This window comes from Streptomyces sp. NPDC050674, assembly GCF_040654575.1.
GTDB lineage: Bacteria > Actinomycetota > Actinomycetes > Streptomycetales > Streptomycetaceae > Streptomyces.
Map to the genome: position 1 here is coordinate 184582 of NZ_JBFAIG010000003.1, position 17178 is coordinate 201759.

The window sequence follows — 17178 nt, forward strand, 5'->3', positions numbered from 1 at the left end:
CTCAAGAGGTACGGGGCGCCAGCAGGGACAGCAGCCCCGACACTCCCGCGTCGAACGCGGCGGGGGAGCCGGAGGCACGGGCCAGCACATAGCCGCCCTGGACGGTCGCGACGACCGCCGCCGCGATCTCCCCGGCGTCCAGGCCGGGCGCGAACTGGCCCTGCGTCTTGCCCTCTTCGACGATCCCGGCGATCCGCGCGCGCAGCCAGTCGAGGGTCTCGTCGACCGGGGCGCGCAGCTCGGGGCTCGCGATCACGTCCGGGTCCATCGTCAGCCGGCCGACCGGGCAGCCCCGCAGCACGTCCCGCTCGCGCCGCAGGTACGCCTCGATGCGCTCGTAGGGCGTGCCAGGGCCGTCGAGTACCCCCGCCGCGGTGGCCCGCATCTCCTCGGCGGTGCGCCGGATCGCGGCCCGGGCGAGATCGGGCTTGCCCTTGAAGTGGTGGTACATGCTGCCCTGCCCGGCGTCCGCGCGCTCCAGGATCGCCTTGGGACTGGTGCCCGTGTAGCCGCGCTCCCACAGGAGCGCGCGGGTGGACTCGATCAGCCGTTCCGGGGTGCTCATGCCCTCACTGTACATACCAGTAGTTACAGAAGTCGAGACCATGCGGAGTACGCCGGACACACCCGCCTGCTCCCCGCGGGGTACGCACGGTGCCGTCGGCCGTACGACGACCGGAGACCCCTGGCGGGGCGACCCTCGAAAGCGACGGAAGTCCGAGAGCGATCGAGGAGTGGGACGACATGCAGACCTTGGCGAACTTCGGAGACGGCGGCGGCCCCGGCCCGTGGATCCTGCTCTTCCCGGTGATCTGGGCGCTGGTGATCGGCGGCGGTGTGGCACTGCTGCGCCGCACCGTGTGGCGCGGACGGCGTGGCGGCCCCTGGCGGCAGCCCCCCGCCGGGAACGACTCGCCCATCACCGTCCTCGGCCACCGCTTCGCCTCCGGCGAGATCGACGAGGACGAGTACTGGCGCCGACTGTCCGTGCTCAACGAGGAGTTCGGCCGCAAGGGGGGCGCGGCATGACCCCTCGTACGGCGGCGGTGGCGGCACCGCCGTACCTCGGGCTCCGGTACCGCCCGCGTCGACGGCACCGAACCGGACGGCCTCGACGACCGCCGCCTCACCCCGCCGCGCCCCGACCGGCCGGGCGAGCGCCCTGCCGAGGATGATCAGTCCGGGCACCGGCCGGACCGCGCATGGCCGCCTGCCGTCCCAAGGGCTCATCCACCGGCGCACCGGCGCACCAACTCGGGCGCACCGGCGCACCGCACAGGCGCACACCTCGTGCCGGCGGTACGGCCGGACCCGGACGGACACAAGGCGGACACGCCGGGTGAGGCCTGTCGGCGACCCAGCCCGGTTCCCCGCGCGTCAGGGCAGCCGCCCGTCAGCGACCGGGACACCGCGGCAGCGGTCCCCGCGGGAAGGTGGTCACCGCCCGGTCAGCCGGCAACGGCGGACCGGGCGGGAGCATGGTCGGGCCGGAGGCCGTCGGCGCAGGCCCCGACTTCGGCGAACCTGCGCGTGGGTTTCTCCTGGACCGTGCGTCGCGACCGGAGCGGCGGCGCGCTCACCACGGGGGCGGACGTCGGCAGCGTGAACCACACGACCTTGCCGGACTCGCCGTCCGGCCGGACGCCCCAGCTCTCGCTCATGGCGGCCACCATCGCGAGACCGCGCCCGCAGGTCGCCAGCGGCTCGGCGTCGTCGACCACGGGCATCCGTGGATCGCCGTCGCGCACCGAGACGGTGAGCCGGTCGAGCAGCAGCTCTATCTCCACCGTGCACGTCTTGTCGGGCTGCGCGTGCCGGTGGACGTTGGACAACAGCTCCGTCACGCCGAGCGAGGCCCGGTCGATCAGGGGGTCGAGATGCCAGTAGCGCAACTGCGCAGATACGATTCTGCGGACCTGGCCGATCCGCGACGGCAGGGCTTGGAGCTCCACCGTGCAGTGCCTGCTTGGGTAGCTGATCACGGCTGCGACTCCCCGACGTGAGGTCCGGAAGAACACGGAGTTCGGATCCAGCAGGGCGCCTGCGTGACGCTGCCGCCTGCTGTCGTGGCCGGCGGGCTGGTTCGCAGCGTTATCGCCGGTAAACCCAGAGTGACGTGAGACCAGAGTGGCGCAGGGGATGAGGTACCGCAAGTCGCGGACATCTCAGCCGCCACGCCCCGCCGCCCGGCGCACCGCTTCGATGAAGCGCCGCGCCGCCGGCGGACCCGGCTCCCCCGGGGCGGGGTCGTGGTCGCCCAGGGTGAGCAGATACCGGTTGCCGTTCAGATCCGCCGTGGCCCGGTCCTCGGGGCCGAACCACGGTTTGGAGGCGCGCACGGCCTGCACCGGCGCGCTGTCGATCTCGCTGCCGTAGCTGGTCAGCAACTCGAGCCGGCCGTCGCTGATCCGGATCTGGCCCGCCCGGGTGAGCGAGCGCAGCCGCTTCCCGATCCGCACGCCCGTGGCCCTGAACTCCGGCTCTCCCATGCCACCCGCCCCTTGCTGCGTATCGGTGTACCGGCGCTCCGCGTGCGAGGCCCGGTACGGGCTCGTGTCCTGGTCCAGTGTGCCCCGCCCGGACGGGTGCCCCCGGAGGGCCGCCGCGTCCCGCTCGGTCCGAACTCCGCCCCCTCCGTACGGTGTTCACCGCCCTCTTCCTGGAGGGCGAGGTGCCCGGGCTCCGGACGATGCGTCCTGCCCGGCGGTGTGCCCCGCCGGGCCCTGGTCCCGCCGTGCAGTCTGCCCCTGCCCGGCGCCGAGCACCAGTGCCCGTGACCACCTCGCCGGGGGGCGCCCGCAGCACACGCGCCGATGCGCCCCCGGGACCGCGCGCCCCCTTGCACCGGCCCTGCCCCTGGGGGCGCTTTGGGGGGCTCAAAGATGCGTTTATGCAGGTGAGAAGCGTGCGGAAGGTGCTTATGATCGGAGGTGTCGGCCGCGCGACGCGTCGTCGGCGCGCAGCGTTAGGAGCCCCTCCCGTGAGCACTTCCCAGCAGACCCGGACCGGCGTGACCCTCGACGTCGACCACAGCGACACCACCTACCGGGCATGGCTCAAAGAAGCCGTCCGCAGAGTCCAGGCCGACGCCAACCGCTCGGCCGACACCCACCTGCTCCAGTTCCCTCTGCCCGAGCGGTGGGGCATCGATCTGTACCTGAAGGACGAGTCGACCCACCCCACCGGCAGCCTCAAGCACCGCCTCGCCCGCTCCCTGTTCCTCTACGGCCTCTGCAACGGCTGGATCCGCCCGGACCGGCCCGTCATCGAGGCCTCCAGCGGCTCGACGGCCGTCTCCGAGGCGTACTTCGCGAAGCTGATCGGCGTGCCCTTCATCGCCGTCATGCCGCGCACGACGAGCGCCGAGAAGATCCGCCTCATCGAGTTCCACTCCGGCCGCTGCCACTTCGTGGACGACCCCCGCACGATGTACGAGGAGTCCGCCCGTCTCGCCGCCGAGACCGGCGGCCACTACATGGACCAGTTCACCTACGCCGAACGGGCCACGGACTGGCGCGGGAACAACAACATCGCCGAGTCCATCTTCCGCCAGTTGCGCCTGGAGCGTTTTCCCGAGCCGGCGTGGATCGTCGCCACGGCGGGCACCGGCGGCACCTCCGCGACCCTCGCGCGCTACGTCCACTACATGCAGTACGACACCCGCGTCTGCGTGGCCGACCCCGAGAACTCGTGCTTCTTCGAGGGCTGGACCACCGGCGATCCGGACGTCACCTGCGACTGCGGCTCCCGGATCGAGGGCATCGGCCGGCCCCGCATGGAACCGAGCTTCGTGCCCGGCGCGATCGACCGGATGATGAAGGTGCCCGACGCGGCCAGCGTCGCCGCCGTGCGGGCCCTGGAGCGCGCCATCGGCCGCAAGGCGGGCGGCTCGACCGGCACCGGACTGTGGAGCGCGCTGAAGATCGTCGCCGAGATGGTCTCCGAGGGACGGCGGGGCAGCGTCGTGACCCTGCTGTGCGACCCGGGGGACCGGTACCTCGACAAGTACTACTCGGACGCCTGGCTGGCCGATCAGGGACTCGACATCGAGCCGTACACCGCCGCGATCGACTCGCTGCTGAAGACGGGCGTCTGGCCCGGCTGAGCCCGGTCCCCAGGCCCTCAGGTGTTCAGCCGCCGGTCCAGCGCCGTCATGGCGTCCCGGAACGCCCGTGCCTGGCCCCCGCGGACCGCCTTCATGGCCGGCCGGTGGACAGCCGTACCGTCGGTGGCGAAGGTCCACCGCACCCGGGTGCCCCCGCCGGCGGCGGGCGCCGGCCGCCACTCCTCGGCTATCGCCCGCGCGCCGGGCACGTTGGTGACGTCGACCCGGTAGGCGTACACCTCGGGCGCCTCCGCCGCGATGACCGACTCACGGACCCGGAGACCACCGGTGAGCGTGATGTCGCGCCCCGCACCCGCGTCGACCGGGCGGGCCGCCGTCACCCGCGGGAACCACTCGGCCCACCCGGGCACGCTCTCGAGCGCGCCGCAGACCTTCTCCACCGGGGCGGAGAGCTCCCGGGTGAACACGTACCGAACGGGTGCGAGCGCGACGAAGTCGAGCCCCACCGGACGCAGTCGACGAGCCATGGACGGAGCCCTCCTGGTCGGGAGCGGTCGAGGACCGTGAGGGGCGCCACCCTGACTGGCGGGCCGTCAGTTGTCCGCGTCGTCCTCGGGCTCCCCGGCCACCACCAGCCGCCGCAGGTGCTCGGCGACCACCCCGCGCGCCTCGTCCGGCAGACCGGCGTCCGTCACCAGCGTGTCGACCCGCTCCAGCGAGGCGAACGAACTCAGGCCCACCTTGCCCCACTTGGTGTGGTCCGCGACCACGACCACCCGGCGGGCCGACTGGACGAGCCGCCGGTTCGTCTCGGCCTCGGCGAGGTTCGGCGTCGACAGGCCGGCCTCGACCGATATGCCGTGCACACCCAGGAACAGCAGATCGAAGTGGAGCGCCGCGATCGCCTGGTCGGCCACCGGCCCCACCAGCGAGTCGGAGGGCGTGCGCACCCCGCCCGTCAGCACGACCGTGGCCGCGCCCTGGCGCGGACCCGACGTGCGCTGCGCGGCGTGGAACACATCGGCGACCCGCACCGAGTTGGTGACCACGGTCAGATCCGGGACGTCCAGCAGCTGGTGCGCCAGCGCGAAGGTCGTCGTACCCCCCGACAGGGCGATCGCCGCACCCGGCGCCACCAGCTTGGCCGCCGCGCGAGCGATGTCCTCCTTGGCGGTCAGCTCCAGGCCGGACTTGGCCTCGAAGCCCGGTTCGTGCGTACTCGCCTCGACCACCGGGACCGCGCCGCCGTGCACCTTCTCCAGCACGCCCTGGCGGGCGAGCGCGTCGAGGTCGCGGCGGACCGTCATGTCCGACACACCGAGCTTGCGGGTCAGCTCGTTGACCCGGACACCACCCCGGCGGCGGACCTCGTCGAGGATCAGGGATCGCCGCTGCTCCGCGAGGAGGTTCTGATTCTCGCTCACGTACGCTCCGGTCCTTTCGCCTCAATGCCGTCCGACTCCTCCCGCACCGGCTCCGACCAGGACATTCTTCCCGGCTCCGGTGCGAGGACGTCCCATCCTCGCATGTCGCGGAGCGGGGAGCGCCACCGACTGCTCGTCGCCCCCGTGTCACCGGTGGTTCACCCGCCACCGCGGTACATCACGGATCGGGAAGAATCCGTGACAGCAGGTGTGCGACGCCGCGGATGTGGAGATCCTTGTGCCCGCACGGACAGAGCCGACGGCGTGTCACGGGGGAAGTGCGAATCAGTGGAACGTGCGCAGCACCATGCGTCGAGCGGCGGACCGGACGGTCCCGCCACGCGGCCCGGCGAGTCCGGGACCGCGCTCGAACTTCTGGTCCACGGCGTGGGCGGCACCACGCCGCAGCAGATGCTCAACGATCCGCGCACGGTGCGGATCACCGGCGACGACACCGCGGCCGTCTTCCGGCGCGCCGACGACGTCGACGCCGAGCACAGCCCCGACGACCGCCGCCGAGACGAGCCGGTGCCCGAGGCGTACGTCTGGTGCAACCTCACCTCCGGCAACGGCACCCGCGCCCTGTGGCTGTTGCTGCTGCCGTTCATGGTCGTCAACCTCGCCCACTGGATGCGCCCCAGCGCGCACGGCCGCCGCCGCACCGTGCGCTTGTACGGACTGCTGGTGCGGCTCACCGGGCTCACCCTGACGGTGCTGCTCGTCGCGGCGGCCTGCGAGGTCGCCCTCGACCTGGCGGCCTGGCAGTGCGCGGGCACCACCGCCTGCGCCGACCGCCACACCTGGCTCGGCTTCCTCTCACCCACCGTTTCGGACGGCGGCTGGTGGAGCGCCCCCGGCCGCCGGCTCGCCCTCGCCTCGGCTGTCCCCACCGCCCTGACCGTCCTGCTGTGGTACCTGTCCCGGCGGACCTGGAGCGACTACGAGTCCCAGCAGCCCATCGAACGCGCCCCCGAGCCCGAAGGGGAAGGCGGCCCGACCGCTCTCGGCCGGCCCGGGTTCTGGTACGGCCGCCGGCTGGTGGCCCGGCTGCGCGCCGCGCACACCGCCGCCGGACTGATCACGGTCGCCGCCGCCGTCGGCAGCGCGGCCGCCCGCCACGACCGCCGGCCCGGCGGCGCACCCGTCCTCGACCTCCTGGGCCTGCTCCTCGAAGCGGCCCTCGCGGCCTGCGCGATCGCCGTGGTGTGGGTGGTGTGCCGCCGGGGCCGCAGCGAGAAGCGGCTGGACCGGGAACTCGACGAGCGTTTCGTACGGCGCCTGCCGCTCGCCGCGCTCGTCCTGCTCGCGTGCGCCCTGCTGTACGCCGGGTGGGAGCGCCCGGGCTGGACGTCGCAGGGCAGACTGCCGGGCGATACGACCTTCGGCGGGATCGCCCTGGTCCAGGGGCTGCTCGTCATCGTCCTGGGCGTCGTGGCGCACGTCCTGCACCGCACCGACCCCGACCGGCGCGCGGTGCTGCGGGGCCTGGGCGGACCGGCCGTGGCCATGCTGGCCTGCGCGCTGGGCGGAGTGATGTCCGGCGGGGTGTCCCAGCGGGTGTCCGACTGGCTGGATGGCACCGGGGCGGCGCTCGAGGGGCCGCCGGTCCTGCTCACCTGGCAGGCGTCCGTCATCCCGCCGCTGCTCGTCGTTTTGCTGGGGCTCTTCGGCTGGCTGGGCCACCGTGCCTGGCAGCTCGCCCGCGCCGAGCGCGTCGCCGTGGCGCTCGACTACCCGGACGAGGACCTCGACCCCGCCCGCACCCGCCGTATCGCCTCCACCCGGGCGATGGCCGCGCTCACCGACCGGGGACCGCGCATCGTCGCCGTCACCTCCGGTGCCACCTTGCTGCTCGGCGCCGGAGCCCTCGTGGGCGCCCTGGCCACCGACCGGACCCCGGGCGAGGCCGCGCGGGACACCTACCCCGTCGTCCACGGCGCCGCCGAGACCTCCCAGGCACTCGGCTCCTGGCTGATCGGCCTCGGCTTCCTGCTGTTCGTCACCTGGGGCCGGCGCGCCTACAAGGACGCGGCGGCCCGCCGCACCATCGGCATCCTGTGGGACGTGGGCACCTTCTGGCCGCGCGCCTCCCACCCCTTCGCCCCGCCCTGCTACGCCGAGCGGGCGGTGCCCGACCTGACCTGGCGGATGGCGACCTGGACCCGGGTCACCGGCGGCCGGCTGGTCATCTCCGGACACTCGCAGGGCAGCGTGCTCGCCGCCGCGGCGGCCTGGCAACTCGCCCCGTCCGCCCGCAAAAGGGTCGCGCTGCTGACGTACGGTTCCCCCCTGGAGCGCCTCTACGGCCGCTGGTTCCCCGCGCACTTCGGACCCGCCGCGCTCAGTTCCCTGCACCGCGACGTCAACTGCTGGCGCAACCTCTACCGGCTCACCGACCCCATCGGCGGCCCGGTGCGCCTGCCCGGCGACCGCGGCCCCCAGGTCGACCACGCCCCGCTGAGGGACCCCCTCGCCTACGGCCGCACCGATCTGCTCCCGCTGCCCGCGCCGATCCTGGGCCACTCCGACTACCAGGCCGACCCCGTCTTCGCCGAACAACGCCGCGCGCTGCTGGCCCGGTTGCGCCCGGACGATCCGGAGGTGCCCTCACCCCGTCACGAGCCCCAGCCGCCCGCCGCCTGAGCGCTCAGAGCAGCTCGGGCAGATCCTCGGCGTAGAGCAGCGTCAGGTCGTCCTTGCTCGGCTCGGCGACCTGGGCGACCCGGCTCGCGTGGCGCTCGACCATGGCCTCGAAGGTCTGCCGCGCGGTACGGCCGTTGCCGAACGCAGGGCCCTTGGGGAGCACCGTGAAGTACTTCCGCAGGGCCTCGGCCGCGCCCGCGGCCAGCCGGTACTCGTGCTCCTCGGCCTGCTGCTCCACGATCCGCAGCAGGTCCTCGGGGCCGTAGTCGCTGAAGGTGATGGTCCGTGAGAAGCGGGACGCCACCCCTGGGTTGACGGACAGGAAGCGCTCCATCTCGGCCGTGTAGCCCGCGACGATCACCACGACCGCGTCCCGGTGGTCCTCCATCAGCTTCACCAGCGTGTCGATGGCCTCCTTGCCGAAGTCGCGGCCCGCGTCCTCGGGGGACAGCGCGTACGCCTCGTCGATGAACAGCACACCGCCGCGCGCCTTCTCGAAGGCCTCCTGGGTGCGGATCGCCGTCGAGCCGATGTGCTCGCCGACCAGGTCGACCCGGGACACCTCGACGAGGTGGCCCTTCTCCAGCACACCGAGGGAGGCGAGGATCTCGCCGTAGAGCCGCGCGACCGTCGTCTTGCCGGTGCCGGGGGAGCCGGTGAAGACCAGGTGCCGCTTGACCGACGCCGCCTTCAGGCCCGCCTGCTGCCGGCGCCGGCCGACCTCGATCATGTCGGTGAGGGCGCGCACCTCGCGCTTGACGCTCTCCAGGCCCACCAGCGCGTCCAGTTCACCCAGGACGTCCTTGGAGGAGCGGACCGGCTGCCCGGGTTCGGCGGCCGGCGCCGGGGGCTCCGGTTCGACGCGCTGCCCGGGGACCGCGCCCAGCAGGCCGGGGGAGTGGCTCACCGTCTGCACGGCCGCCTCCCGTGCCGCGGCGGGTGTGCGCGGCCCACCGCTCTCGTCGCTCGTGCAGTCCTCGACCAGCGGGCTCGCCCCCGAGGCCGCGTCGGCGCCGCTGTCCGCGAACTCGTAACCCCCGCGCGCGCACCGCTCCGTGCGGCACTTGCGCAGCGTCGTACGGCTGCCGTCGATCACGTGGAAGCCGTAACCGCCGCTGCCCGTGACCCGGCAGTTCAGGAAGCTGCCCCGGCCGCCGGCCGAGACGTAGACACCGGCCTCCGCCGGGGAGTCGATCGTGCAGCGCTCGACGGTGGGGTCGGCGCCCTTGGTGACGATGACGCCGGTCTGGGTGCCGTCCACCGTGCAGTTGCTGAGCGTGCCGCCGCTGCCGTGGTCGCGGAACCACGCGCCCGTGGCGGCGTCCCGGATGCGGCAGTCGTCGAGCTGCGCGGTCGCGCCGTCGCTCACCGACACGGCCGTGTTGCGCACCTGCGACAGGTCGCTGTCGACGACGTCCGCGCGCGAGCCGCGGTCCAGGACGAACAGGGCGTCCGGCACGTCGTGCACCCGGCACGAGTCGAGCACCGCCGTCGCCCCGTCGCTCACCCACACCGCCGGGTAGTCGCCCGTGCTGTCGAAGATCTCGCACTGGTTGGCGTCCACCCGCGTGCCCGGGTCCCACACCGACAGGCCGTTGCGCCCGAACTGCCGCACGGTGGTGCGGGTCAGGGTGAGGACGGAGCGCGAACGCAGGTCGACCGCGTTCTCCGGGATGTCGTGGATACGGCAGTCGGCCAGCGTCAGCACGGCGTCGGTGTCGAGGGTGACACCGTCGGACGTCGTGCGGTGCACATCGCAGTCGGTGAGGTGCGCGGTGGCCCGGCCGGTGATCTGCACTCCGCTGCCGCGGACCTCGTACACCTCGCAGCCCACCGCCTCCAGCGCGGTGTTCTCCCCGGTCGCCGACAGGCCCGAGCCGGAGGTGTGGTGCACCCGGCAGCGCTCCAGGCGGGGGTGGGCTCCGCCGCGCACCGCGACACCCGCCTGGCCGGCCGCGACGATCTCGCACTCCTCGAACACCCCGCCCGCGCCGTCGAGTACCGCGATGCCGATGCCCGCCGGGTTGTCGACCGCGCAGCGCCGCACCGTGGGCCGGGCGCTGCCGCGCACCTCGATCCCGGCCGCCGACCGCGTGACGACCCGCACGTCGCGCAGCTCCGGGGTGCCCTCCTCGACCAGCACGGCGGGGGCGGCCGCGTCCTGGCCCTCCACATGGAGGTCCTGCACCACCGCCGAGGCGCGCACGGTCAGCGGCACCCCGTCCACGGGCGCGATCCGCACCGAGCCGGGCGAGCCCTCGGGGCCGCGCAGGGTCACCGCGCGCTGCAGGACGAGGTTCTCCCGGTAGGTGCCGGGGGCGACGGTGAGGACGTCGCCGTCGGCCGCGGCCTCCAGGGCGGCGGCGAGCGATGCGTACTCACCCGTGCGGCGACGCCACCGCGACGTGCCGGTGTGCGTCACCTGGACCGTGCCCTGTGCCATGGTGTTGCCGTGCCCCCACCTCGGTCGTACTGATGGCTCGTCCGCCCTCGGGGCGCTTCGCCCGGGGTCGCGACCGCGACCGAGCCCGGCCCTGAGGCCTGGGCGCGCACGCGGCATCGACACCGGCGCGTCCCTGGGGCTCGCTCGCGCGCGGGTTGTGCCGAACGGTTCGGCCGGACCACCGTAGCGTGCGCGCGGGTGGTGGGTTGACCAGAGCCGGAAGGCCGTCAGCTGCCGGTGCCCGTCCTGCCCCAGTCCGGGCCCGCCTTGTCCCATGCCTGGTCCCAACGGGCGTGACGGCGGCGCACCATGCGCCAGACGACCAGGCGTCTGCCGCCCTCTATGAGGCCGCCGGTGCCCAGGGCCGCGCCGAAGCCGGCGAGGACCGCGTGCGTGGAGGCCGTCGCCGAGTCGAGGGGGCGGGCCACCATGCGGCCGTGCCGGTCGGTCCATATCCGGAACCGGTCGCCCTGCCGAGGGTCCTTGAGGCTCGCCAGGACGGGGCCCTGGTGCGAGGTGCCGTCCGGTGCGGTCCAGTCGGCGAGGACGCGGTTGCGCAGGTCCCTGCCCGAGGAGGTCTCCGGGTCCGCGTCCAGCGGGGAGCGGTCCAGCTTGCGGACCACGGTGGCCGTCACCGGGTGCCGCGCCTCGTGCTGGGCGCGGACGGAGCGCTGCAGCGCGTCCTGAGCGGTTTCCCCGACGAGGGCCCCGGCCACCGGCGCGACCAGCAGGATCAGCAGCAGGGCGGCCAGCGCCACCCAGGCCTCGGCCAGGTCGGTCGGGCGGCACAGTGGATTGCGCCGCCAGCGCCAGAGTCCGCTGATCGCCCGCACCGCCTGCACCCCCTTCCCGCTCCGTGATACTCCCCGGCGGAGCCGTCCGTGCGCGGACCCGTCGAAGAGAGAGCGAGATCACCTCTCCCCGGGGCCTCTCATGAATTTCTCACACAGGCCAAACGCCCGGGCGGGCGGCGCGGTTCCCGCTTCCGCCGAAGAGCTATTCGAGGACGGTGACCGGGTCGCCCACCCGGATCGTGCCGCGCGACAGCGGCACCAGGTTCTGCCCGAAGACCAGCTTGTCGCCGAGCCGTCGGTGCCGCCCGAGGCTGAACAGGGGCTCGCGGCCGCGCTTGCCGGTGCCCTGGTCGGTGGTGGTCACCACGCACCGGCCGCAGGGCTTGGCCACGCGGAAGCGCACCCGACCGACGGCGAGGAGCGACCAGTCGTCCTCGGCCCAGGCGGCGGTGCCCGCCACGACCACGTTCGGCCGGAAGCGGTTCATCGGCAGCGGTCCCTCGGCCGCGTGCTCGCCCCGCGCGATCAGGGAGTTGAGGGCGTCGAGCGAGGCCGTCGTGGTGAGCAGCAGCGGGAAGCCGTCGGCGAAGGAGACGGTCTCACCGGGTCGCGCGTACTCCGGGGCGAGGGGCCGGCGCACGGCCGGGTCGTCCATGTACGCAAGGCGCACCTCGATGCCGAGGAAGGAGCTGAACCACGCGTGCGCGGCCTCGTCGTCGGCCGGGACCGCCTCGACCTTGTCGCGGAAGATCTCCACCGGCACGGTGGCCTGGGCCCGCGGGACCGGCACCGTCAGCGGCCGCGTGCCGGGCGCGGACAAGCGGACGCCGCCACCGGGCAGAAGCTCGGCGGCGGCGAGCGCGAGGTGTGGCTGCCGGCGTTGTGTGACGACCTTTCCCCCGTCGTCGATCAGCACCCAGCGCCGGTCTCCGGCCAGCCCCCAGGGCTCGACGACGGCCTCCCGGGGCGCCAGGCCCCGGACCGCCTTGACCGGATGGACATGGATCGAGTGCAGGTGAGCGTTCCCCATGGGGCCATCGTGCCAGTCGGCACCGACAGCCCCCGGAGGTCGGCTCAGTACCCGCGGTACTGCTGGTTGTTGTACGGGTCCTGGTAAGGAGCCGGGGCCGGCCGGGGAGCGGCGGGGCGCATGGCCTCGTAGCCCGCGGGGGCCACCGGACGCGGCTGCTGCGGCTGGGGTCCGGGGTAGCCGCGCGGGGCGGTGGCCTGCTGCGGGATGTAGGCCGCGGGCGCCTGTTGCAGCGGTGCGGGTTGCTGCGCCTGCGGATAGCCGTAGACGGGCTGGGAAGGAGCTGCCGGAAGGGCCGGCAGCGCCGACGGGAGGGCGGGCAGATGGCCGCCCGGCATGTCGTACTGAGCGGGGACCCGGATCGGGGCGATCTGCGGGGTGCCCCGCTCGGCGACGAGCTTGTCGTAGATCGGGGTGTCCGGGAAGGAGGCGGAGTAGTAGCCGCCGCCATAGGTGGAGCGGGGGGAGGTCATGGGACATAAGTTAAGCCCACGATGTGCTGGTTGGGGAGACCGATAAGAGGGTTGTTTTCCGTGTCCGCAGTGACCCGGCATCCCCAATGCGAGCGAACTCGTCAAAAAGGGGCGGCGAACGGGCTTCTGATGCGGTAAAGGCCGAGCTCCGGGCGGGTTACCCGCGGTCGGCGTCCGGATCTTCCCGGTGCTTCACGCAGGGGACTCGCCCCGGCGAGGAATAGGTTGTGCGGAGCGAACGCGACGGACGGAACACGTCGGGCGGCCGGGGCAGGCCGGACCGTGACACGCAATGGGGGCTCACATGCAAATGCTGAAAGGTTCAAATACTCCGGTGCCCACCGCGGCACTGCGGGTGGAATTGGGATGGCGCACCGGACCCGGAGTGCCCGACGCCGACGCCTCCGCTTTGCTGTTGGTGAGCGGCAAGGTCCGCTCGGACGCCGACTTCGTCTTCTACAACCAGCCCGCGCACTCCTCCGGCGCGATCCGGCACGAGGGCAAGCGCGACGCCGGAGGCCGGGTCACCGACACGCTCCTCGTCGACCTCGCGCGCGTGGAGCCCGCGATCGAGACGGTCGTCCTGGCCGCCTCCTCCGACGGCGGCCCGTTCGGGCGGGTCCCCGAGCTGTACATCGAGGTCCAGGACGCCGCCCAGGGCACGCCGGTGGCCCGCTTCGACAACCCGGGCGCCACCACCGAAACCGCCTTCGTGCTCGGCGAGTTCTACCGCCGCCAGGGCGCCTGGAAGTTCCGCGCCGTCGGACAGGGCTACAGCAGCGGCCTCGAAGGACTGGCCACCGACTACGGCATCACGGTCGACGAGCCGCAGCGGCAGCCGTCCGCACCGGCCCCGGCCATGGCCCCCATCCCTCCCGCGGCCGCACCGCCCGCCGCGCACACGCCCCCGCCGACGCCGCGGCCCGCGGCCCCGCCCGCCGCGCCGCCGGCCCCCGTCCGCCTGACCAAGGTGACGCTCACCAAGTCGGCCCCTTCCGTCTCGCTCACGAAGCAGGGCGGCACTTCCGGAACGCTGCACGTGAACCTCAACTGGGAGGTGCGCAAACAGTTCTCGGGCTGGAGCGGCAAGTTCGGACGCCCGACCGCGATGCACTCCGACCTCGACCTCGACCTGTGCGCGCTGTACGAACTCAGCGACGGCAGCAAAGGCGTCGTCCAGGCCCTCGGCAACAGCTTCGGGGCGCTGCACCGGCCGCCCTACATCCACCTCGACGGCGACGACCGCACCGGCGCCGTGTCCACGGGTGAGAACCTCACCGTCAACCTCGACCACAAGAACGCCTTCCGGCGGATCCTCGTCTTCGTCACCATCTACGAAGGCGCCCGATCGTTCGCCGACCTGCACGCGTCGGTGACGCTCCAGCCGCAGTACGGGGCGCCGATCGAATTCTCCCTCGACGAGTGCACGGTCCCCTCGCTCGTGTGCGCGCTGGCCCTGATCACCAACACCGGCGGCGACCTGGTCGTCCAGCGGGAAGCGCGCTACCTGGTACCCGACCGCGGGGTGAGTCCGCAGCGGACCGTCGACCACGCCTACGGCTGGGGCATGAACTGGACCCCCGGCCGGAAGTGACCCCTCGCGGCCGTCGTCAGCCTTCGTCGGGCACGGCCTTCGGACGGGCGTAGGTGCGGCCCTTCCACGCCGCACCGCGCCCCCGGTAGTGCTGCACCGCCGAGTCGACCGTCATGAGCAGGTAGAGGAACGCGGTGAACGGCAGCAGGGGTGCGAGCCACAGCGGCTGCCGGCAGTAGCGGAGCATCGGCACGTACGTCCCCGCCATGACCAGCCACGCCGTCCCGCCGAGGACCGCCGCCGCCGTGCGGCCGGTGACGAGGCCGGACAGGAGCGCCACCGGCGGGAGCAGATACACCAGCACCAGCCCGGCGACGGTCCCGGCGAGCAGCGCAGGGCTGTACCGCAGCTGGGCGTACGCGCTGCGCGAGACCATGCGCCACAGATCGTGCAGCCGCGGATACGGCCGCACGCTGTCCACCCGCTCCGCGAGCCCCAGCCAGACACGGCCACCACCGCGTTTGACGGCCCGGGCGAGGGCCACGTCGTCGATCACGGCGTGCCGGATCGCGTCCGGGATCCGGACCCGCTCGGCGGTCTCCGCCCGCAGCAGCACACAGCCCCCGGCGGCCGCCGCCGTCCGCCCTTTCCCAGCGATCCGGCGGAAGGGGTAGAGCTGCGCGAAGAAGTAGACGAACGCCGGCACGACGAGCCGCTCCCACACGCTCTCCACCCGCAGCCGGGCCATCTGGGAGACGGCGTCGAACCCACCGGACCGGGCCGCCGCCACCAGCTCGCGCAGGCTGTCCGGGGCGTGCGCGATGTCGGCGTCCGTCAGCAGGAGGTACTCGGGATCACGCGCGCGTGCCAGCCCGATGCCGTGGCGCACCGCCCACAGCTTGCCGGTCCAGCCCGCCGGGGGCTCACCCGGTGAGTCCACCGTCAGCGGCAGCCCGCCGTGCCGGCGCGCCAGCTCCCGAGCCAGCTCACCGGTGCCGTCCGTACTGCCGTCGTCGACGAGGAAGATCTCCGCCCGCCCCGGATAGTCCTGGGCGAGCAGCGACGGCAGCGCGGCGGGCAGCACGGCCGCCTCGTCGCGGGCCGGGACGACGACGCACACGGACGGCCACACCCGCGGCTGCCCGCGCACGGGCAGCCGCACATCGGTGCGCCAGAAGAAGCCCTGGCAGAGCAGCAGCCACAGCCAGGCGAGCAGTGATCCAGCGGCGGTCCACACAACGGCGCTCACGCGCGCAGTCTGCCCCACGGGAGCTGCCCGATACGGCTCATCGTCTATCGTGATCGGGTGAAGATCGCGCTCATGGACTCCGGAATCGGTCTGCTGGCGGCCACCGCCGCGGTACGGCGGCTGCGCCCCGACGCCGATCTCGTGCTCTCCCTGGACCCCGACGGCATGCCGTGGGGCCCGCGCACCCCGCAGGACCTGACCCGGCGTGCCCTGGCCGTCGCCGAAGCCGCCGCCGCGCGCCGCCCCGACGCGCTGATCGTCGGCTGCAACACCGCGACCGTGCACGCGCTGAGCTCTCTGCGTGCCCGCCTCGAACCCGGGCTCCCGGTCGTCGGCACCGTCCCGGCGATCAAGCCGGCCGCGGCCGGCGGCGGGCACCTCGCCATCTGGGCCACCCCGGCCACCACGGGAAGCCCCTACCAGCAGGGCCTGATCCGGGACTTCGCCGACGGCGTGCCGGTCACCGAGGTGCCGTGCTGGGGCCTCGCCGAAGCCGTGGAGCACGCGGACGAGACGGCGATCGACGCGGCCGTCGCCGCGGCCGCGGCCCTCACGCCGGACGAGGTGACCACCGTCGTCCTGGGCTGCACCCACTACGAGCTGGTCGCCGAGCGCATCCGGACCGCCGTCCAGCGCCCCGGCCGCCCGCCCCTGGTCCTGCACGGTTCCGCGGGTGCCGTGGCCGCCCAGGCGCTGCGCCGGCTCGGCGAGCAGCCCGCGCCGGGAGCCACCCCGCACGGCACGCTCACCGTGCTGCTCAGCGGACGCGAGGGCGCGCTGCCCGCCGCCGCGCTGGCCTACGACGAGGGACGCCTGCTTCAGGCGGTCACGCCGGCCGGCTGACCCGGACGTCGTCACCGACGGTCGTCGGCGGCAGGTGCGGGCACGCCGCCCGCCCGGCGCAGTCACGCTCCGCCACCAGGTACCCGCGGAGCGAAATCTGAGTACCCTCAAAGACATGAGGGACCACCGCCACGGCGAGAACGCCCCCCACTCGCACTCGGACGTCTGGACCGGCCGTGCCACGAACCGGGTGCAGTGGCTGCTGGCGCTCGTGGGTGCCGCCTGCATGGCGCTCGGCATCGAGCTGGCCGTCGACTCGGCGTGGAAGTCCGGCATCGCCCCGCTCGTCATGGCGGTCGTCGGGTGCATCGCAGCCGGTCTGCTGGTGCTCTTCGGAACTCTCGCCTTCGTGCACGTAGCCCTGCGGGTCGACGAGGAGCACCTCGAAGTGCGCTGCGGTCACATCGGCGTGCCCCGCCGCCGTATCCCGCTCTCCCATGTGGCCGGTGCCACCTACATCTCGCACGTCACGCCCCGCCACTGGGGCGGCTGGGGTTACCGCTGGCGGCCCGAGAGGGGCACCGCGGTCGTCGTCCGGCGCGGCGAGGGCGTCGAGCTGGAGCTGTGGGACGGTCACACCTTCACGATCACCGTGGACGACGCGGAGGCTGCCGTACGGGTGATCGAGGCCCGGCTGCGGCCCACCAAGCCGGGCGCTCCCACGCACTGAGCCACCGCG

General features: G+C 73.5%; 16 protein-coding genes. 6 read left to right on the forward strand and 10 right to left on the reverse strand.

All coding sequences use genetic code 11. The features are described 5' to 3' along the window. Nucleotide 1: 1 nt before the first annotated feature. Entirely contained in the window at nt 2–580 is a 579-nt protein-coding gene (locus AB0I06_RS07765) for a TetR/AcrR family transcriptional regulator (RefSeq protein WP_363117859.1), read from the reverse strand. A 164-nt stretch (nt 581–744) separates the two neighbouring features. Here AB0I06_RS07765 and AB0I06_RS07770 point away from each other — a divergent pair, with 164 nt between their 5' ends. Continuing rightward, entirely contained in the window at nt 745–1029 is a 285-nt protein-coding gene (locus AB0I06_RS07770; protein ID WP_363117860.1) for an SHOCT domain-containing protein, read from the forward strand. A gap of 419 nt (nt 1030–1448) precedes the next feature. Here the strand turns inward: AB0I06_RS07770 and AB0I06_RS07775 are convergent, their stop codons facing one another. Then, nucleotides 1449–1982 (reverse strand): ATP-binding protein, encoded by a 534-nt coding sequence (locus tag AB0I06_RS07775; protein WP_363117861.1) that lies wholly within the window; start codon nt 1980–1982, stop codon nt 1449–1451. A 183-nt stretch (nt 1983–2165) separates the two neighbouring features. Further along, nucleotides 2166–2489 carry a hypothetical protein gene (locus AB0I06_RS07780; protein ID WP_363117862.1) on the reverse strand — a complete coding sequence of 108 codons (324 nt, stop codon included), beginning with the start codon at nt 2487–2489 and terminating at the stop codon, nt 2166–2168. Between the two features lie 491 nt (nt 2490–2980). Here AB0I06_RS07780 and AB0I06_RS07785 point away from each other — a divergent pair, with 491 nt between their 5' ends. Next, on the forward strand, nt 2981–4105 hold the full coding sequence (locus tag AB0I06_RS07785) for a PLP-dependent cysteine synthase family protein (RefSeq protein ID WP_363117863.1): 1125 nt from the start codon (nt 2981–2983) through the stop codon (nt 4103–4105). Between the two features lie 17 nt (nt 4106–4122). Here AB0I06_RS07785 and AB0I06_RS07790 read toward each other — a convergent pair whose 3' ends face one another. Then, nucleotides 4123–4593, reverse strand: coding sequence for an SRPBCC family protein (locus AB0I06_RS07790; RefSeq protein WP_363117864.1), 471 nt, complete (start codon nt 4591–4593; stop codon nt 4123–4125). A 66-nt stretch (nt 4594–4659) separates the two neighbouring features. Continuing rightward, nucleotides 4660–5490, reverse strand: coding sequence for a DeoR/GlpR family DNA-binding transcription regulator (locus tag AB0I06_RS07795; protein ID WP_363117865.1), 831 nt, complete (start codon nt 5488–5490; stop codon nt 4660–4662). Nucleotides 5491–5778: 288 nt separating this feature from the next. On the opposite strand from AB0I06_RS07795, the gene AB0I06_RS07800 reads away from it, so the two are divergent. Then, nucleotides 5779–8133 carry a hypothetical protein gene (locus tag AB0I06_RS07800; protein ID WP_363117867.1) on the forward strand — a complete coding sequence of 785 codons (2355 nt, stop codon included), beginning with the start codon at nt 5779–5781 and terminating at the stop codon, nt 8131–8133. A gap of 4 nt (nt 8134–8137) precedes the next feature. Here the strand turns inward: AB0I06_RS07800 and AB0I06_RS07805 are convergent, their stop codons facing one another. From AB0I06_RS07805 to AB0I06_RS07820, 4 genes are all read right to left on the reverse strand, one after another. Beyond that, a complete protein-coding gene (locus AB0I06_RS07805) occupies nt 8138–10576 on the reverse strand; it encodes a right-handed parallel beta-helix repeat-containing protein (RefSeq protein WP_363117869.1) in 2439 nt (812 codons plus the stop codon). 227 nt (nt 10577–10803) lie between these two features. Continuing rightward, the gene (locus AB0I06_RS07810; RefSeq protein WP_363117870.1) at nt 10804–11409 is read right to left on the reverse strand and encodes a hypothetical protein; all 606 of its coding nucleotides are present in this window, start codon (nt 11407–11409) and stop codon (nt 10804–10806) included. 163 nt (nt 11410–11572) lie between these two features. Continuing rightward, on the reverse strand, nt 11573–12400 hold the full coding sequence (locus tag AB0I06_RS07815) for an MOSC N-terminal beta barrel domain-containing protein (protein WP_363117871.1): 828 nt from the start codon (nt 12398–12400) through the stop codon (nt 11573–11575). A gap of 44 nt (nt 12401–12444) precedes the next feature. Continuing rightward, nucleotides 12445–12873, reverse strand: coding sequence for a DUF6643 family protein (locus AB0I06_RS07820; protein WP_363117872.1), 429 nt, complete (start codon nt 12871–12873; stop codon nt 12445–12447). Between the two features lie 310 nt (nt 12874–13183). Between AB0I06_RS07820 and AB0I06_RS07825 the strand changes: the two genes are divergently transcribed. After that, a complete protein-coding gene (locus AB0I06_RS07825) occupies nt 13184–14467 on the forward strand; it encodes a TerD family protein (protein WP_363117873.1) in 1284 nt (427 codons plus the stop codon). 16 nt (nt 14468–14483) lie between these two features. On the opposite strand, the gene AB0I06_RS07830 is transcribed toward AB0I06_RS07825, so the two are convergent. Then, complete coding sequence (locus AB0I06_RS07830; RefSeq protein WP_363117874.1) at nt 14484–15674, reverse strand: glycosyltransferase; 1191 nt, start codon at nt 15672–15674, stop codon at nt 14484–14486. 39 nt (nt 15675–15713) lie between these two features. Between AB0I06_RS07830 and AB0I06_RS07835 the strand changes: the two genes are divergently transcribed. Both AB0I06_RS07835 and AB0I06_RS07840 read left to right on the forward strand, forming a co-directional pair. Beyond that, a complete protein-coding gene (locus AB0I06_RS07835; protein ID WP_363117875.1) occupies nt 15714–16499 on the forward strand; it encodes an aspartate/glutamate racemase family protein in 786 nt (261 codons plus the stop codon). Nucleotides 16500–16614: 115 nt separating this feature from the next. Next, entirely contained in the window at nt 16615–17169 is a 555-nt protein-coding gene (locus tag AB0I06_RS07840) for a hypothetical protein (RefSeq protein ID WP_363117876.1), read from the forward strand. Nucleotides 17170–17178: the final 9 nt, after the last annotated feature.